The sequence below is a fragment of the Pseudomonas lundensis genome (genome assembly GCF_001042985.1).
Classification (GTDB): domain Bacteria; phylum Pseudomonadota; class Gammaproteobacteria; order Pseudomonadales; family Pseudomonadaceae; genus Aquipseudomonas; species Aquipseudomonas lundensis.
Map to the genome: position 1 here is coordinate 120421 of NZ_JYKY01000004.1, position 14767 is coordinate 135187.

At 62.0% G+C, this 14767-nt stretch carries 16 protein-coding genes; 13 read left to right on the forward strand and 3 right to left on the reverse strand.

The window, feature by feature from the left end; translation table 11 throughout:
- Position 1: 1 nt before the first annotated feature.
- Together TU74_RS04925 and sctW are read right to left on the reverse strand one after the other, a co-directional pair.
- Positions 2-277, reverse strand: a complete 276-nt coding sequence (locus TU74_RS04925; RefSeq protein ID WP_047278258.1) for a TyeA family type III secretion system gatekeeper subunit — start codon at positions 275-277, stop codon at positions 2-4.
- Entirely contained in the window at positions 258-1133 is an 876-nt protein-coding gene (gene sctW, locus TU74_RS04930) for a type III secretion system gatekeeper subunit SctW (protein ID WP_048375382.1), read from the reverse strand. The genes TU74_RS04925 and sctW overlap by 20 nt, the downstream gene beginning before the upstream one ends.
- Before the next feature lie 207 nt (positions 1134-1340).
- On the opposite strand from sctW, the gene sctN reads away from it, so the two are divergent.
- From sctN to TU74_RS04985, 11 genes are all read left to right on the forward strand, one after another.
- Positions 1341-2663, forward strand: a complete 1323-nt coding sequence (sctN, locus tag TU74_RS04935) for a type III secretion system ATPase SctN (protein WP_047296281.1) — start codon at positions 1341-1343, stop codon at positions 2661-2663.
- Positions 2660-3127, forward strand: a complete 468-nt coding sequence (sctO, locus tag TU74_RS04940; protein WP_047279425.1) for a type III secretion system stalk subunit SctO — start codon at positions 2660-2662, stop codon at positions 3125-3127. Before sctN ends, sctO begins: the two co-directional genes overlap by 4 nt.
- Entirely contained in the window at positions 3124-4335 is a 1212-nt protein-coding gene (locus tag TU74_RS24525; protein ID WP_169775905.1) for a type III secretion system needle length determinant, read from the forward strand. Before sctO ends, TU74_RS24525 begins: the two co-directional genes overlap by 4 nt.
- Entirely contained in the window at positions 4332-5258 is a 927-nt protein-coding gene (sctQ, locus tag TU74_RS04950; RefSeq protein WP_048375384.1) for a type III secretion system cytoplasmic ring protein SctQ, read from the forward strand. The genes TU74_RS24525 and sctQ overlap by 4 nt, the downstream gene beginning before the upstream one ends.
- Entirely contained in the window at positions 5255-5914 is a 660-nt protein-coding gene (sctR, locus tag TU74_RS04955) for a type III secretion system export apparatus subunit SctR (protein ID WP_047278251.1), read from the forward strand. Before sctQ ends, sctR begins: the two co-directional genes overlap by 4 nt.
- The gene (gene sctS, locus TU74_RS04960; protein WP_047279175.1) at positions 5911-6177 is read left to right on the forward strand and encodes a type III secretion system export apparatus subunit SctS; all 267 of its coding nucleotides are present in this window, start codon (positions 5911-5913) and stop codon (positions 6175-6177) included. The genes sctR and sctS overlap by 4 nt, the downstream gene beginning before the upstream one ends.
- Complete coding sequence (gene sctT / locus TU74_RS04965; protein WP_047279423.1) at positions 6174-6962, forward strand: type III secretion system export apparatus subunit SctT; 789 nt, start codon at positions 6174-6176, stop codon at positions 6960-6962. The genes sctS and sctT overlap by 4 nt, the downstream gene beginning before the upstream one ends.
- On the forward strand, positions 6959-8005 hold the full coding sequence (gene sctU / locus TU74_RS04970; protein ID WP_047278247.1) for a type III secretion system export apparatus subunit SctU: 1047 nt from the start codon (positions 6959-6961) through the stop codon (positions 8003-8005). Before sctT ends, sctU begins: the two co-directional genes overlap by 4 nt.
- A 163-nt stretch (positions 8006-8168) precedes the next feature.
- Positions 8169-9434 carry a cation:proton antiporter gene (locus TU74_RS04975; protein WP_047281453.1) on the forward strand — a complete coding sequence of 422 codons (1266 nt, stop codon included), beginning with the start codon at positions 8169-8171 and terminating at the stop codon, positions 9432-9434.
- Between the two features lie 240 nt (positions 9435-9674).
- Positions 9675-10055, forward strand: coding sequence for a hypothetical protein (locus TU74_RS04980; protein ID WP_047296032.1), 381 nt, complete (start codon positions 9675-9677; stop codon positions 10053-10055).
- 1 nt (position 10056) lies between these two features.
- Positions 10057-12045, forward strand: coding sequence for a pyrroloquinoline quinone-dependent dehydrogenase (locus TU74_RS04985; RefSeq protein ID WP_048375387.1), 1989 nt, complete (start codon positions 10057-10059; stop codon positions 12043-12045).
- Between the two features lie 81 nt (positions 12046-12126).
- Here the strand turns inward: TU74_RS04985 and TU74_RS04990 are convergent, their stop codons facing one another.
- Positions 12127-13035, reverse strand: a complete 909-nt coding sequence (locus TU74_RS04990; protein WP_048375389.1) for a LysR family transcriptional regulator — start codon at positions 13033-13035, stop codon at positions 12127-12129.
- Between the two features lie 109 nt (positions 13036-13144).
- Between TU74_RS04990 and TU74_RS04995 the strand changes: the two genes are divergently transcribed.
- Complete coding sequence (locus tag TU74_RS04995; RefSeq protein ID WP_048375391.1) at positions 13145-14386, forward strand: D-amino acid dehydrogenase; 1242 nt, start codon at positions 13145-13147, stop codon at positions 14384-14386.
- Between the two features lie 28 nt (positions 14387-14414).
- Entirely contained in the window at positions 14415-14765 is a 351-nt protein-coding gene (locus tag TU74_RS05000) for a RidA family protein (RefSeq protein ID WP_047278234.1), read from the forward strand.
- The last annotated feature ends 2 nt before the right edge of the window (positions 14766-14767 follow it).

The following is a 14767-nucleotide window of genomic DNA, read 5'->3' on the forward strand; positions in this document are numbered from 1 at the left end:
CTCATTGGGCTTGCCATTCGTCCTCTTCCTGATCGATGGCCAGATCCATGGCCAATTGACAGGCGTTGAGCAGGTTGTGCCGCTGTTCCTCATCGGCAAATGTTTCGATGGGCAACAGGCGCAGCAGGCGTTTGATTTCACGGTAGAAGGTGATGAGTTCGGCCACGCTGTGCAGCGGCATCGACTGGCCCATGCGCTGAATGTCCTGCACCGTGACCCAGCGTTTATCCACCAGTGAGACCAGATCGCCCATCAGTTCAGAAGGCCCGTATGCCATGCCCTTGCTCTCCCGTGACCAACGCTTTCCATAGCGCATGAACCTGATTTGACAGGCCGCACAGCACTCGCAGCTTGGCCATGTCGCTCATCACCCGCTCCAGCTTGACCGGGTCGAGGTGAGCTTGCTGGCTGTCCAGATCGGCACTCAGGGCTTTCATCATGAACCCCGTCACGCCTTCGATGGCGGAGCTGGCGAAGCGCGTCTGAATGTCCTGCCAGGCCGCAGACAGGCCTTTGTAATCAAGGACGGCATCGCGGTAGGTGTCGCGCAGCGCCTGCACTTCGCCCAGCCCTTGGGCGTGTGCCTCACAGGCCAGCGGGCCGATGCTCAGGCCGGTTTCAATTGCGGCGCCGTGTTCTTCGGCCATCTGCAACAGGGCTTGATCGATCAACGCCAACAGCGCGCGGGCGTCGGTTTTGGCGGCCAGCGTCTGACGCGCAAACGACAGCGCCACAAACTGGTGGCTGACCTCGCCGGAAAAGCTGTTGAGGTAGGCCTTGAGCTGCGCCATGTGGGTGAGCTGCCCGCTGGACAGTTGCGCCACCAGGGTGTCGAGTTTTTGCTGGCGGTCGAGGTCGGGCACCTTGTGCAGGTACTCTTCGAGCATCTCCTGAACTTCGCTCAGGCGCGCTTGCCCGTCGCTGATCTTGCGTTTGGCCAGTGACTTTTCCACCCGCTCGGAAAACGCGAACGTCAGTTCTTCAGCGGCATCGGCCATCGACTGGCTGGTGGACACGTAGTGCACCCGCTCGCCCTGAAAACTGCCGCTCAAGCGTGGGTCGGGGCTGCGCGACGGTTCGACCTCGCGATCCCGTGGCGCGGTGGGTGCCAGCAGGTTCTGGATGTTGGCCATAGAGGCACTCGCTCTCGTGCAGCTGTGAAGAAGAGCGCCATTGTAAAAATGCGCGGCTGGCGGCGGCTGCCAAAATCCGTCGCATTTTTTTAGGCTGCCCGTTTAAACGACTGGCCCAACCAATTTATAAAAACTCTCGGCCGAGACTGAAATTTCCTACAGAAGCTTCTCTTTAAAATGGCGGCCAGCCCCACACCCAAGCCGACCATGCCCCTCTCTTTTGACCCCATCGCCGATCAGATGCAGCACGTCATTGAGCAATGCCGGCTGATTCAGATCCGTGGCCGGGTGACGCAAGTCACCGGCACGCTGCTCAAGGCCGTGGTGCCGGGCGTGCGCATTGGCGAGTTGTGTCACCTGCGCAACCCGGACCATTCGTTGTCATTGATGGCGGAGGTCATTGGTTTTCAGCAGCATCAGGCGTTGCTGACACCGCTGGGAGAAATGCACGGGATTTCTTCAAACACCGAGGTCAGCCCGACCGGCACCATGCACCAAGTGGGCGTGGGCGAACATTTGCTCGGGCAGGTGCTCGATGGCTTGGGTCAGCCTTTGCAAGGCGCGCCCTTGGGCGAACCGGCCGCCTGGTATCCGGTGTATCGCGACGCGCCCGCGCCCATGAGCCGCCAACTGATTACCCGCCCGATTTCATTGGGCGTGCGCACCCTGGACGGGCTGTTGTGTTGCGGCGAAGGCCAGCGCATGGGGATTTTTGCAGCGGCGGGCGGCGGCAAAAGCACGTTGCTGGCGACGCTGATGCGTAACGCTGAAGTGGACGTGATCGTACTCGCGCTGGTGGGTGAGCGCGGGCGCGAAGTGCGCGAATTCATTGAGTCCGACCTGGGCGAAGAGGGCCTGCGGCGTTCGGTGCTGGTGGTGGCGACCTCCGACCGGCCCGCCATGGAACGGGCCAAGGCGGGCTTCGTGGCGACCAGCATCGCGGAGTACTTTCGCGATCAGGGCAAGCGGGTGTTGCTGCTGATGGACTCGGTCACCCGCTTTGCCCGTGCCCAACGGGAGATCGGTCTGGCAGCGGGCGAACCGCCCACGCGCCGTGGCTATCCACCGTCCGTGTTTGCCGCCTTGCCGCGGTTGATGGAGCGCGCCGGGCAATCGGACACCGGCTCGATCACCGCGCTGTACACGGTGCTGGTGGAGGGCGACGACATGACCGAGCCGGTGGCCGATGAAACCCGCTCCATCCTCGACGGGCACATCATCCTGTCGCGCAAGCTGGCGGCGGCCAATCACTACCCGGCCATCGATGTGTTGCGCTCGGTGAGCCGGGTAATGAATCAGATTGTGACCCCCGGTCATCGGCACGCGGCCAGTCAGGTGCGCGAGTGGATGGCCAAATACGAAGAAGTGGAATTGCTGCTCAAGATCGGTGAGTACCAGAAAGGCCAGGACCCGATTGCCGACCGCGCCATCGACAAGATGCCTGCGATCCGGGACTGGTTGCGTCAGGGGACTCACGAACTCAGCAACTTGCCGCACAGCCTTGCCCAACTGGAGGCCCTTGCCCAGTGACCTTGCACACGCTGTTAACCATCAAGTCCTTGCGCGCCCGGCGGGCGGAGCAGGAACAGCATCGCCATCAACTGCGGGTACAGGCCTGCCGACACGCCCAGGCCCTGAGCGTGACCGAGCATCAGCAGTACCAGCAGTGGCGTCAGGCCGAGGAAGCGCGCCTGTTCGAGCAGTGCAAGGAGCAGCCGTTCAACCGGCAAAAACTGGAGCGATGGCAACAACAGGTGGCCCTGTTGCGTGAAGAAGAAGCCCGCCTCGAACAAGCGATTGCCGAGCGCACCCACGTGCTGGTGCAAGAGCGCGAGTTGTGGCGCTTGAGCCAGCGCAAGCTGCTGGACGCGCAGCAACAGGTGGAAAAATTCACCGAATTGAGCCGCCATGCACTGGACGAAGAACGCCACATGAATGAGTTGAAAGAAGAAATGGAACTCGATGAATTCCGTCGTCCGGACGTGGTGTCATGACCCGCATCAGCCCGGTCGAACCTTCGCTGCCGGGTGAGGCGCCAACCCCGATGACCCCTGAAAAAGCGCTGCAACAGCACTTTGAACAGGCACTGTTTGCACCGCGAGTGAACGTGCCGACACCGATGCGCCCGACGCTGTCGGCGCTGGGCAGTTCCTTTCAACAGGCTCATCACGCGTTCGCCCAGTTGCTCAGAGGGCCTGAACCCCAGGCGACACCTGCGCCCCCGGCCGACGAACAGCACAGGCAGCACGCTGCAGAAGCGTTCAATGTTGAGGACAGGGCGCAGCGCCCGCCCGTGCGTGCGATGGAGACCTTAAAACCTGCTGTCGACGTTGCCGAGGGCTGCGAACCTGCAGCGGTACACGCCAAGACGCACGATCATGCTCAGCCCCCCACCGCCGCGCAACTGCCTGCCCGACACCCTGCCATCGACACGTTAAACACCGTTGCGGACGCTGCCGAACCTGCCAGACACGTCATGTCCGAGGGCGTTAGCCTCCCTTTTGCTGCCCAACAACCGGCGCAGATACCGCCCTTTAACACCGCTGCCGTCGCTGCCGAACCGGCGAAGCACGTCAAGCCTGAAGGCGATACCCAGCCGCTCACCGCCGCACCGCCGACGCTGCCGGAGGTGTTGAACACCGGCGTGTCCACCGCCGCAGGTGACGCACCCCCTGTCGATTCCCACGGCGCAGCGACCCCGGTTGCGCCTGCGAACGACAACCGCGCTCAGGATGACGCGCCTCAGGACGAGCCGGCTCGCGACCTGCCCCTGGTGGACGACCCGCCTGACGCGTTCGCCGCTTTGATGACCCCCGGCGACAAGCTGCTCGCCCGTTTACAGCCCACCCCGGCCGTCCCCGTTTTGACGCGGGACGTGCAGCAGTTGCTCAGCGCGTTGCAGCCGCACATCCAGTGCGCTGTCACCCCCACCGGCAGCGCCAGTGTGGTGCAGGTGCATTTGCCGCAGCTCGGGCATGTGGAGGTGCAGTTGGTGACGATTCACGGTCAGTTACAAGTCGATATTCAGGCCAGCCCCGGCAGCCTGTTGCAGTTGCAACTGGCGCGCCATGAGCTGCTGGAGCGTCTGCAACGGGTCAGCCCGGAGCAACCGGTGCACCTGTCATTCAGCAATGCCCAGGACGGCGATCAGCGCTCGCGTCAGCGGCGCAGTGTGTATGACGAGTGGGAGCCGCAGCCATGAACGGCTTGGGACTTAAGGCGGTCGAGCCGCAGGAGTGGGCGTTGCAGCAACGCCTGGCGGTGTGCCGCAGCCGCTACCCGTTTGAGGACGGGCACGCGCAATTGGCGGTCAGCCATCCTGCGGCGGGTCTTGATATGGCGCTGCGGGTTCACTGGCGCGGCGTGCCGCTGCGCTGGTTGTGTCACCGCGCCTGTCTGGCGCAATGGCTGGCGCCGCGCTTGCAGGAGGCGGCTTTCGCCAGTTTGCCCCCCGCCCTGCAACTGGCGTTGCTGGAAGTGGAAGCGGCGTCGTTCACCGGCCTGGTGTGGGAGGCCGTCGAGCCGTGTGTGCCGACCGCACGAACCCCTTGCTTGAGCCTCAGCCTGTCCCGTGGCAGCGAGCAGTTAGTGGGGTGGCTTGAGGGAGATCCCGGCGCGCTGCTGGCCATGCTCGCGCCCCGGCCATTGCGCGAAATGCAGCCTGTGGCGCTGGTGTTGTCGTTGCAGTGGGGCCCCGTGGCGCTGACCCCCGCGCTGTTGAATTCGGTCTGCCCCGGCGATGTGCTGCTGTTGCCCCCGCACCACGACGCGCAAAGCCCGTTGCTGGCCCATATCGAAGGGCGCCCGTGGGCGCACGTTCTTCCTGAAGACTCTCACCTCAAGGTACTCGCCATGCACACACCGCCCCCGACTGACCCCGACCACGCCCTGGCGGGTCTCGATCAACTAGACGTGCAGGTCAGTTTTGAGGTGGGTCGTCAAACCCTCGACCTGCACACGCTAGCAGCGCTGGAGCCGGGCGCGCTGATTGATCTGGCCTGCGGGCTGGAAGGCGAGGTGCGCATCCTGGCCAATCAGCGCTGCGTCGGCACCGGTGAGCTGGTGCGCATTCAGGACCGGTTGGGGGTGCGCGTCACCCGCCTGTTGCCGGGCAGCGCCGCATGATTCAGTTACCGGACGAACTCAGCCTCATCATGGGGCTGGCCTTGCTGGCCCTGTTGCCGTTTATCGCGGTGATGGCCACATCGTTTATCAAAATGACGGTGGTGTTTTCGCTGTTGCGCAACGCGCTGGGCGTGCAACAAATCCCGCCCAACATGGCGATGTACGGGCTGGCCATTATTTTGAGTGTGTACGTGATGGCCCCCGTGGGGTTCGCCACCCGCGACTACCTGAAAACCCATGAGGTGAGCCTGAGTAAAACCGAATCGGTCGAGTTGTTTCTCGATGAAGGCATGCAGCCGTACCGCGATTTTCTCAAGCGTCAGATCCAGACCCGCGAGCACGCGTTTTTCGTCGACAGCACGCGGCAGATCTGGCCCGCCGAATACGCCGACCGTCTGGAACCCGACAGCCTGCTGATCCTGCTGCCTGCGTTCACCGTCAGTGAGCTGACCCGCGCGTTTGAAATCGGCTTTTTGATCTACCTGCCGTTTATTGCCATCGACCTGATCATCTCCAACATCCTGCTGGCGATGGGGATGATGATGGTGTCGCCGATGACCATTTCGCTGCCGTTCAAACTGTTGCTGTTTGTATTGCTCGACGGCTGGGCGCGCCTGACCCATGGGCTGGTCATCAGTTACGGGGTGTGGCCGTGAACAACGCCGACATCCTGCACTTCACCAGCCAGAGCCTGTGGCTGGTGCTGGTGTTGTCGCTGCCCACGGTGCTGATTGCCGCCGCCGTCGGGACACTGGTGTCGCTGCTGCAAGCCCTGACGCAAATCCAGGAACAAACCCTGGGCTTCGTCGCCAAGCTGGTGGCGGTGGTGGTGACCTTGTTTGCCACGGCGGGCTGGATGGGCAACGAGCTGTTCACGTTCGCGGACATGACGCTGCACAAGGTGGCGCTGGTCCGATGAGCATTCAGGACCTGCAACAGCTGCTGCTGGCCTACACGCTGCTGTTGCCGCGCATCCTGTGCTGTTTTGTGGTGATGCCGATCCTGAGCAAACAGATGCTCGGTGGCGGGCTGGTGCGCAACGGCGTGGCCTGTTCGCTGGCGCTGTTCATCTACCCGGCCGTGGCCGGCACGCTGCCTGCGACCCTGACGGGGCTGGAGCTGGCGCTGGTGATCGGCAAGGAAATCCTGCTGGGGCTGTTGATCGGCTTTGTGGCGACCATTCCGTTCTGGGCCATTGAGGCCACCGGTTTCATCATCGACAACCAGCGCGGTGCCTCGATTGCCTCGACCCTGAACCCGACGCTGGGCAGCCAGACCAGCCCCACCGGGTTATTGCTGACGCAAACCCTGATCACGTTGTTTTTCTCCGGCGGCGCGTTTTTGATGTTGCTCGGGGCGCTGTTCCAGAGCTACGTGAGCTGGCCGGTGGCGACGTTTTTTCCGTACGTGGGCGAGCAATGGGTGGTTTTTTTCTACAGCCAGTTCAGCCAGTTGCTCAGCCTGTGCGTGCTGCTGGCCGCGCCGCTGTTGATCGCGATGTTTCTGGCAGAGTTCGGACTGGCCCTGATCAGCCGATTTGCGCCGTCGCTCAACGTGTTCATTCTGGCCATGCCGATCAAAAGCATCATCGCCAGTTTTTTGCTGGTGATTTACCTCAACGTCCTGATGACCCACGCCTATGACAGCCTGTTGCTGGCGCTGGACCCGGTGCAGTTACTGACGCCGGTGCTGGAGGGGCGATGAGCGGCGAAAAAAGCGAACAGCCCACGCCCAAGAAACTGCGCGATGCGCGGGTCAAGGGGCAGGTGGTCAAAAGCCGTGAAGTGGTGTCCACGGCGTTGATTCTGGCCTTGGTCGCGTTGTTCATGGGCGCCTCGTCGTACTACATGGAACACTTGGGCGGCCTGATGCTGATGCCCGCCACCTACCTGAACCTGCCCTTTGGCCAGGCCTTCGAGCTGGTGCTGGAAAACCTCATGCAGGAGCTGGTGTACCTGTGCCTGCCGATACTGGCCGTGGCCGCGCTGGTGGTGATCGCCTCGCACCTGGCGCAATACGGCTTTCTGCTCAGTGGCGACGCGATCAAGCCCGACCTTAAAAAGATCAACCCGGTGGAAGGGGCGAAGAAGATCTTTTCGGTTCGCAGCCTGGTGGAGTTTCTCAAGTCCACCCTCAAGGTTGCGCTGTTGACGCTGTTGGTGTGGGTCACCCTGGAGGGCAACCTCAACGCGTTGATTCGCTTGCCCGCCTGCGGCCTGGGCTGCATTGCACCGGTCATCGGCCTGATGCTTGAGCAGTTGATGCTGGTGTGCGGTGTCGGCTTTGTGCTGATTTCAGCCGCGGACTATGCGTTTGAGCGCTATCAGCACAACAAACAGTTGCGCATGAGCAAGGACGAGATCAAGCGTGAGTACAAGGAAATGGAAGGCAGCCCCGAGATCAAGAGCAAACGGCGGCAGTTTCACCAGGAGCTGCAGACCAGCAACCTGCGCGCTGACGTGCAGCGCTCGTCGGTCATCGTCGCCAACCCTACGCACATCGCCATTGGCATTCGATATGTGCGGGGCGAGACGCCGTTGCCGCTGATTACCCTCAAATACACCGACGCCCAAGCGCTTCAGGTGCGGCGCATCGCCGAGGAAGAAGGCATCCCGGTTTTGCAGCGCATCCCGCTGGCGCGCGCGTTGTATCAGGGCGGTCATGTGGATCAGTACATTCCGGCCGATTTGATCGAGCCCACGGCCGAAGTGTTGCGCTGGCTGGCCGACTTGCACAAAGAACCGTAAATCCGGCTGATCGTGCAACCTGGCACGCCTTTTGTGGTCAATGCTGGCCGGGCGTTGCGTCGGTTTGTCACGCTCGGCAATGTGCCGCTGCACCCGGCTTTTGCATCAAACCAACGCCCGGCCTGATCGGGCCTCCCTCCATCTCGCCACCACAGGAACTCGGATGCTTGAGCTTGTTGCTGCGTTTATCTGCCTGACGTCGTTGCTGACGTATGTGAATTACCGTTTTATCGGCCTGCCGCCCACGATTGGCGTGATGGTCACCGCCCTTTTATTTTCCCTGCTGTTGCAAGGGTTGAGCGTACTCGGCTATCCGGGCCTCGAAGACCGCGTGCAACAGTTGATCGGCCAGATCGATTTTGGCGATCTGCTCATGAACTGGATGCTGGGCTTTTTGCTGTTTGCGGGCGCCTTGCACGTTAACTTCAACGACGTGCGCAGCTACCGCTGGCCAATCGGTTTGTTGGCCACCGTGGGTGTCTTGATTGCTACCACCGTGATCGGCAGCCTGGCGTACTGGATTTTTGGCCTGTTCGGCTGGCACATCAGCTTCCTCTACTGCCTGCTGTTCGGCGCGCTGATCTCCCCCACCGATCCGATTGCAGTACTCGGTGTGCTGCGCACCGCCAACGCCTCCAAACCCCTGAAAACCACCATCGTGGGCGAGTCGCTGTTCAATGATGGCACCGCCGTTGTGGTGTTCACCGTGTTGCTGGGCATTGTCCAGTTGGGCGAAACCCCCAGTGTCAGCGCCACGGCCATGATGTTCGCCCACGAAGCCATTGGCGGCGTGGTGTTTGGCGGGCTGATCGGTTATCTGGTGTACCGGATGATCAAAAGCATTGAGCAGTACCAGATCGAAGTCATGCTGACCCTGGCGCTGGTGATCGGCGGCTCGGCCATGGCCAGCGAGCTGCACGTGTCGGCGCCGATTGCGATGGTGGTGGCCGGTCTGATTATCGGCAATCTGGGCCGTAACAAAGCCATGAACGAGATGACCCGTCGTTACATGGACGGTTTCTGGGAGTTGCTGGATGACATGCTCAACGCGCTGCTGTTTGCGCTGATCGGCATGGAGTTGTTGCTGCTGCCGTTCTCGTGGCTGCATTTGCTGGCGGCCAGTGCGTTGGCCGTGGCGATTCTGCTGTCGCGCCTGCTGACCGTCGCCCCGGCCATTGTGTTGCTGCGCCGCTGGCGCGCCGTGCCCCGGGGCACCATCCGCATCCTGACCTGGGGCGGCCTGCGGGGCGGGGTGTCGGTTGCTCTGGCACTGGCGTTGCCGCTGGGCCCGGAGCGCGACCTGATCCTGAGTATCACCTACATCGTGGTGCTGTCGTCGATCCTGTTCCAAGGGTTGACCATCGGCAAACTGGTCAGACACGTGACCCAAGATGCGCCTGCCCCCGCCGCGGCCGACAGCGCGCATTAACCCCGCCACCCGGCACAGACCCTCTGGGCGCTGACGAGCCGTGCGAGGCTGCCAATGCAGCCTCGCCCCTCAACAGCGACTACGTAAGACCTTTCTTGCATCCTTGTGGGTGCTTCCCTGCACGTTGACTACACTGAATCTCGTTTGGCTGAAGGCGCTTTCGGCAATGGCCTGAGTGCGCCTGTTCGTTCGGGTTTTCCTTACATACCCAATGTGTACATAACGGAAAAGGGGAAAGGGATGAGTACATCTGCTGCTTATGCGTCACCCGCGGCAACGCCCAGGCGTCACGTGGGTGCTTATATTTTGATCGTCGCGGCACTGGTGGCACTGGTCATCACGGCGTGGCGCTTCTTCACCCCGCTGTCGGGCATTGATGGCTCGGGCGGAGCGATGACGGCGATGTTTGCCGAGCTGGTGATGGTTGTACTCGGGCTGTTACTGCTCAAAAGCCATGCAGGCGGGCTGCGAGGCTTTCTCCTGTTTTTGAGTTGGGCGGGGATTATCGGGACCTTTATCGCCGCCCTGTTTTTGCACGGGTGGTGGACTGCCGCCGTGCTGGCAGTGGGCGCGGTGGGTGTCGTGATTGAAACCTTCACCCCGGCAACCAGGAGCGCGTGACATGACTGGAATGAAAAAACACCTTTTGAGCGCCCCTGCCTTGTGCATGCTCGCGGGCATTTCCACGGCCCAGGCCGACACCTACACCGTACCCGCGCCGCTGCTGGCCCCGTCGAACGTATCGGCCGAGAGCGCCAAGCTGCCGACGCCGAACGGCAAGGAATGGGACAGCTTTCACGGTCAGTTGAGTGCGCAAAAGTATTCGCCCCTCACGCAAATCAATAAGGACAACGTCGGCAACCTGACCAAAGTCTGGCAGTACTTCACCGGGGACATGTCCACCGGCACCGGCAAAATCCCGCCGTCTGTCTGGTCGGCCACGCCGATTTTTGCCAATGACACCTTGTACATCGGCACGCCGTTTTACCGAATCATTGCCCTCGAACCCGAGACCGGCAAAGAGAAATGGATGTTTGATACCAAGTCGCCTCTGGTGGCCGAAACCCAGCCCGCGTTGAAATCCCGGGGCGTGGCCTATTGGCAGGAGAAAACCCCGCAAGCGGGCGTGGCCTGCCAGAAAGTCGTGTACCTGGGCAACATGACGGCGCAGCTGTTTGCGGTCGATGCCGACACCGGAAAGCCGTGCGAAAACTTCGGCAAAAATGGCGTCGTAGACATCAACCAGTGGAACACCCTCAACGCCAAATGGCCGCTGTCGGTCCTGCAACCGCCTACCGTGATTGGCGACAAACTGATCGTGGGCTGGGCGGGCAAAGACTGGGAATACGAAGTCGAATCACCGGGCTCGCTGTTCGCCCTGAACGCCCGCACCGGCGAGCTGGAATGGGAGTTCAAACCGATTCCGCCTGAAGAAGAGGGCAAAACCGGTACGGCCAACATCTGGACGGCCATGTCTTACGACCCGGCGCTGGGATTGCTGTACATCCCGGTGTCCTCGCCGTCGCCCAACTACTGGGGCGGCAACCGCACCAAGCCGATCCCGTTGGGCACATCTACCACCGCGCTGGATATCAACACCGGCAAAGTCGTCTGGTCGCGTCAGTGGGTTCACCATGACCTGTGGGATTACGACATCAACTCGGCACCGACGTTGATGGACATTACGGTGAATGGCAAACCGGTGGCTGCCTTGGTGCAAGCGACCAAGATGGGCTTCCTGTTCACGGTTGACCGGCGTACCGGCGAAGACGTGTGGCCGATCGAGGAGCGTCCGGTGCCGCAGGGCGATGCCGATGGCGAAGTGTACTCACCGACCCAGCCGTTCCCGACCAAACCTGCGCCGTTGATGGACCAGTCCAAGAAACCGGCGATCTGGAAAGTCGCGGACATCGTTGGCTTTGGCCAGTGCTCGAAGATGTGGGACGGTCTGGAATACAACGGCATGTACTCGCCGCCGAGCACCAAAGGCAATGGCGTGCTCGCCTACCCGGACAGTGCCGGTGGCGTGCAGTGGGGCGGGGTTGCGTTTGACCCGGTCAACCAGGTGGCCATCGTGAACACCTCGCACATCGTGCAGATGATCAAACTGTGGGACCGCGCCGCGTACGACAAACAGCCCAAGGACGCCGGTAACGAAAACGGCTTCTACCCGCAGATCGGCGCGCCGTATGGCATGTCCTTGCTGAACGCGCAGAACTGGGCCGGCATGCCGTGCTGGGCGCCGCCGTTCGGCGAAATCGTGGCCCTGGACATGCGCACCGGCGACGTGAAGTGGCGTCGCCCGATGGGCGCGGTTCAGCAGTGGGGCTGGTACATGCCGCAAGACATGGGCTCACCCACCATCGGTGGCCCGGCGGTGACGGCGGGCGGCGTGATCTTCATCGGTGCCTCGATGGACGCCAAAGTCCGTGCCTACGCGCTGGATGACGGCAAGGAACTGTGGTCCGACATCGTCATGGCCCCCGCCGTGGCCAACCCTGCGGTGTACGAATACAAAGGCCGGCAATACGTGGCCTTCGTCGCGGGGGGCAACTCGATCCTCAAGGATCAAGTGGGCGATCAGGTGGTGGTGTACGCATTGCCCAAGTAATGCCTGACACCTGCATGCGCAGTGGCTGCCGCCCTGCGGCGGGCTTTGAGGTTTAAAGCCCGTCGCGGGGTGGCAGTACGTCTACAGCGACAAACGCTGCAACTGTTCGCTGGCGTGTTGCGCGAACAATTGCAGCAATCCCTCCAGCGTATGCGGGCCCGGTTCGTCGGCTCGGGTCAGGGCGTACAGCGTGATGGGCAGGGCGGGTGTCAGGGGCCGGATCCTGGTGCGTTCGCGTGATGCCCCCAAAGCGGTAAACGGGTCAATCACGGCAAGCCCGGCACCCGATTCCACCATGGCGCTGGCCAGTGAATAGGTCTGCACCGCCAGCCGGATACGGGGCGGCGGTTCGATGGCTTGCAGGTAACGTTCAAATCGCGCAAACAGCGGGTCTGCACTGCTCAGACCAATCAGTGGTGCATTCGCCAACTCATCCAGTGCCAGCGGCAACCCGAGCTCGGCGTCGGGCCAGTAATCCCGTGGTGCCAGTGCCACCAGCACGCCGTGGGCCAGCGCCTGCGCCTTGATGCCGGGGTGATCGGGTTGTTTGAAGGTCAGGGCGACGTCGAGTTCGCGCATCAGCAGGTTTTGCACCAATTCGCGGGTATGCGCGCTGGCCAGTTCGCACCGTGTGTCGGGGTAGCGCCGGGTCCATTCATTGATGACCGGCGGCATCAGCGACAGGGCCAGCGCCGGGGTGCTGCCGATGCGCAAACGATGCCCCGGCTCGCGGCGCAGGCTGGCGGCCAGGCGCTGCACGCCTTGCAGGCTTTCGGTGACTTTATCAACCTCACGCTCCAGCAGCAGCGCTTCGGGCGTGGGCTGGAGTTTGCCGCGTACCCGCAGGAATAACGCAAACCCCAGTTGTAATTCGGCGTGCTGCAACACCTTGCTGACCGCCGGTTGCGAGACGTGCAGCAACTGGGCAGCGGCACTCACCGAGCCGGTTTGGCGGATGGCCTGAAAAACCTCGATATGTCGCAAACGCATGGCAGTCGTCCATAACCTTTGTTTATGGGGTGAGCATCTTTATTCATTGTTCGTGGCCTGTCACCTGCCCCTAATCTGAAAGCCGCATAACTTTGGGTTAAGGACTGACATGGCACAGCGGGTTTGCATCATCGGCGGCGGCGTTATCGGGCTGGCAACAGCGTATGCGCTGGTGCGCGAAGGTTTTGACGTGACGCTGATCGAAGCCCAGCCCACCCTCGGCAGTCAGACCAGTTTCGCCAATGGTGGCCAGTTGTCGTATCGCTATGTGGCGCCCCTGGCCGATGCCGGGGTGCCGTGGCAAGCCTTGGGGTGGATGCTGCGCGCCGATTCGCCACTCAAACTTCGCCCGCGCATGGACCCGGCTCAATGGCGTTGGCTGGCCTCGTTTGTCGGCGCTTGCCGGGGCTCGGTCAATCAGCGCAACGGTGCGCACCTGCTGCGCTTGGCGCTGCTTAGCCAGGCCACCTTGCAGCAGTGGCGCGAAGAAGATCAGCTCGACGGCTTCGAGTGGCGGCGCAATGGCAAACTCGTGGCCTTTCGTGAACCCGCGCACTTCGATAAGGCCCGGCAAAAGGTTATCCACAGCTCGTTTCAACAGGCGCTGTCAGCCAGTGAGTGCGCGGCGCTGGAGCCGGGTCTGCAAGGCGCTCCCTTTGTCGGCGGTATTTACACCCCGGACGAGGAGGTGGGCGATTGCCATCTGTTTTGTCAGCAGTTGGTGGCGCGCTTGCACGCCTCTGGCCGTTGCACGTTTTTGTTGGGCAAAACCGTGACGCGTCTCGTGCACCATCAGGGCGCCGTGACCGCGGTGGAGATGGGGCATGACGTGTTGCCGGTCAGTCAGCTGGTACTGGCTGCGGGCCATAACAGCCCTGCGCTGCGCTTGCCCGGACTGGACCTGCCGATGTACCCGCTCAAGGGCTACAGCCTGACCTTGCCCTTGGCCGATGTGAAAAAAGCCCCGGATGTGAGCCTCACCGACTACGACCGCAAGATTGTGTACGCACGCATTGGCGACCAGTTGCGTATCGCCGCGATGGTCGACATCGTCGGGTTCGACGCAGCGCCGGACCCCAAGCGCCTGGCTCAAATGCGCCAGTTGGCGCAAAGCACCTTCCCTGAGGCCGGTGACTATGGCGACGCCATCGAATGGGCTGGCATGCGCCCTGCAACACCGACGGGTGTGCCGATCCTGGGGGTCAGCGGCTATCGCAACTTGTGGCTCAACCTGGGGCACGGCGCCCTGGGCTTCACGCTGGCCTGTGGCAGCGGCCGGTTGCTGACGGAATTGATCGCGCAGCGCCAACCTTCCATCGACATGCAGGGCCTTGCGCCCCATGCCGCTTGAATCTGTACCCACAACAAGGAATCACCCGATGACGATTCACCGAATTAACAGCAATGACCGTTTGAGCGCCGCCGCGACGTTTGAGGCGTTGGTGTTTTTGTCCGGGCAAGTTCCCACGCACACTCAGGACATTGCCGCGCAAACCGAAGAAGTGCTGGGCAAGATTGATGCGCTGTTGGCCGAAGCAGGCAGTGACAAAGACCACATTCTCAACGCCACTATTTATGTGCAAAACATCCAGCGTGATTTTGCGGCCATGAATGCGGTGTGGTCGGCCTGGCTGTCGGCTGGCAAGGCGCCGACCCGTACCACGCTGCAAGCCGAGCTGGCGCGGCCCGAAGTGCTGGTGGAAATCAGCGTGATTGCTGTACGTCGTTAATC

Bases quoted from the DNA above. Each gene is read 5' to 3' on its own strand.
- TU74_RS04925 (WP_047278258.1), bottom strand. From the start codon at position 277: ATGGCATACGGGCCTTCTGAACTGATGGGCGATCTGGTCTCACTGGTG.
- sctW (WP_048375382.1), bottom strand. From the start codon at position 1,133: ATGGCCAACATCCAGAACCTGCTGGCACCCACCGCGCCACGGGATCGC.
- sctN (WP_047296281.1), top strand. From the start codon at position 1,341: ATGCCCCTCTCTTTTGACCCCATCGCCGATCAGATGCAGCACGTCATT.
- TU74_RS24525 (WP_169775905.1), top strand. From the start codon at position 3,124: ATGACCCGCATCAGCCCGGTCGAACCTTCGCTGCCGGGTGAGGCGCCA.
- sctQ (WP_048375384.1), top strand. From the start codon at position 4,332: ATGAACGGCTTGGGACTTAAGGCGGTCGAGCCGCAGGAGTGGGCGTTG.
- sctR (WP_047278251.1), top strand. From the start codon at position 5,255: ATGATTCAGTTACCGGACGAACTCAGCCTCATCATGGGGCTGGCCTTG.
- sctT (WP_047279423.1), top strand. From the start codon at position 6,174: ATGAGCATTCAGGACCTGCAACAGCTGCTGCTGGCCTACACGCTGCTG.
- sctU (WP_047278247.1), top strand. From the start codon at position 6,959: ATGAGCGGCGAAAAAAGCGAACAGCCCACGCCCAAGAAACTGCGCGAT.
- TU74_RS04975 (WP_047281453.1), top strand. From the start codon at position 8,169: ATGCTTGAGCTTGTTGCTGCGTTTATCTGCCTGACGTCGTTGCTGACG.
- TU74_RS04980 (WP_047296032.1), top strand. From the start codon at position 9,675: ATGAGTACATCTGCTGCTTATGCGTCACCCGCGGCAACGCCCAGGCGT.
- TU74_RS04985 (WP_048375387.1), top strand. From the start codon at position 10,057: ATGACTGGAATGAAAAAACACCTTTTGAGCGCCCCTGCCTTGTGCATG.
- TU74_RS04990 (WP_048375389.1), bottom strand. From the start codon at position 13,035: ATGCGTTTGCGACATATCGAGGTTTTTCAGGCCATCCGCCAAACCGGC.
- TU74_RS04995 (WP_048375391.1), top strand. From the start codon at position 13,145: ATGGCACAGCGGGTTTGCATCATCGGCGGCGGCGTTATCGGGCTGGCA.
- TU74_RS05000 (WP_047278234.1), top strand. From the start codon at position 14,415: ATGACGATTCACCGAATTAACAGCAATGACCGTTTGAGCGCCGCCGCG.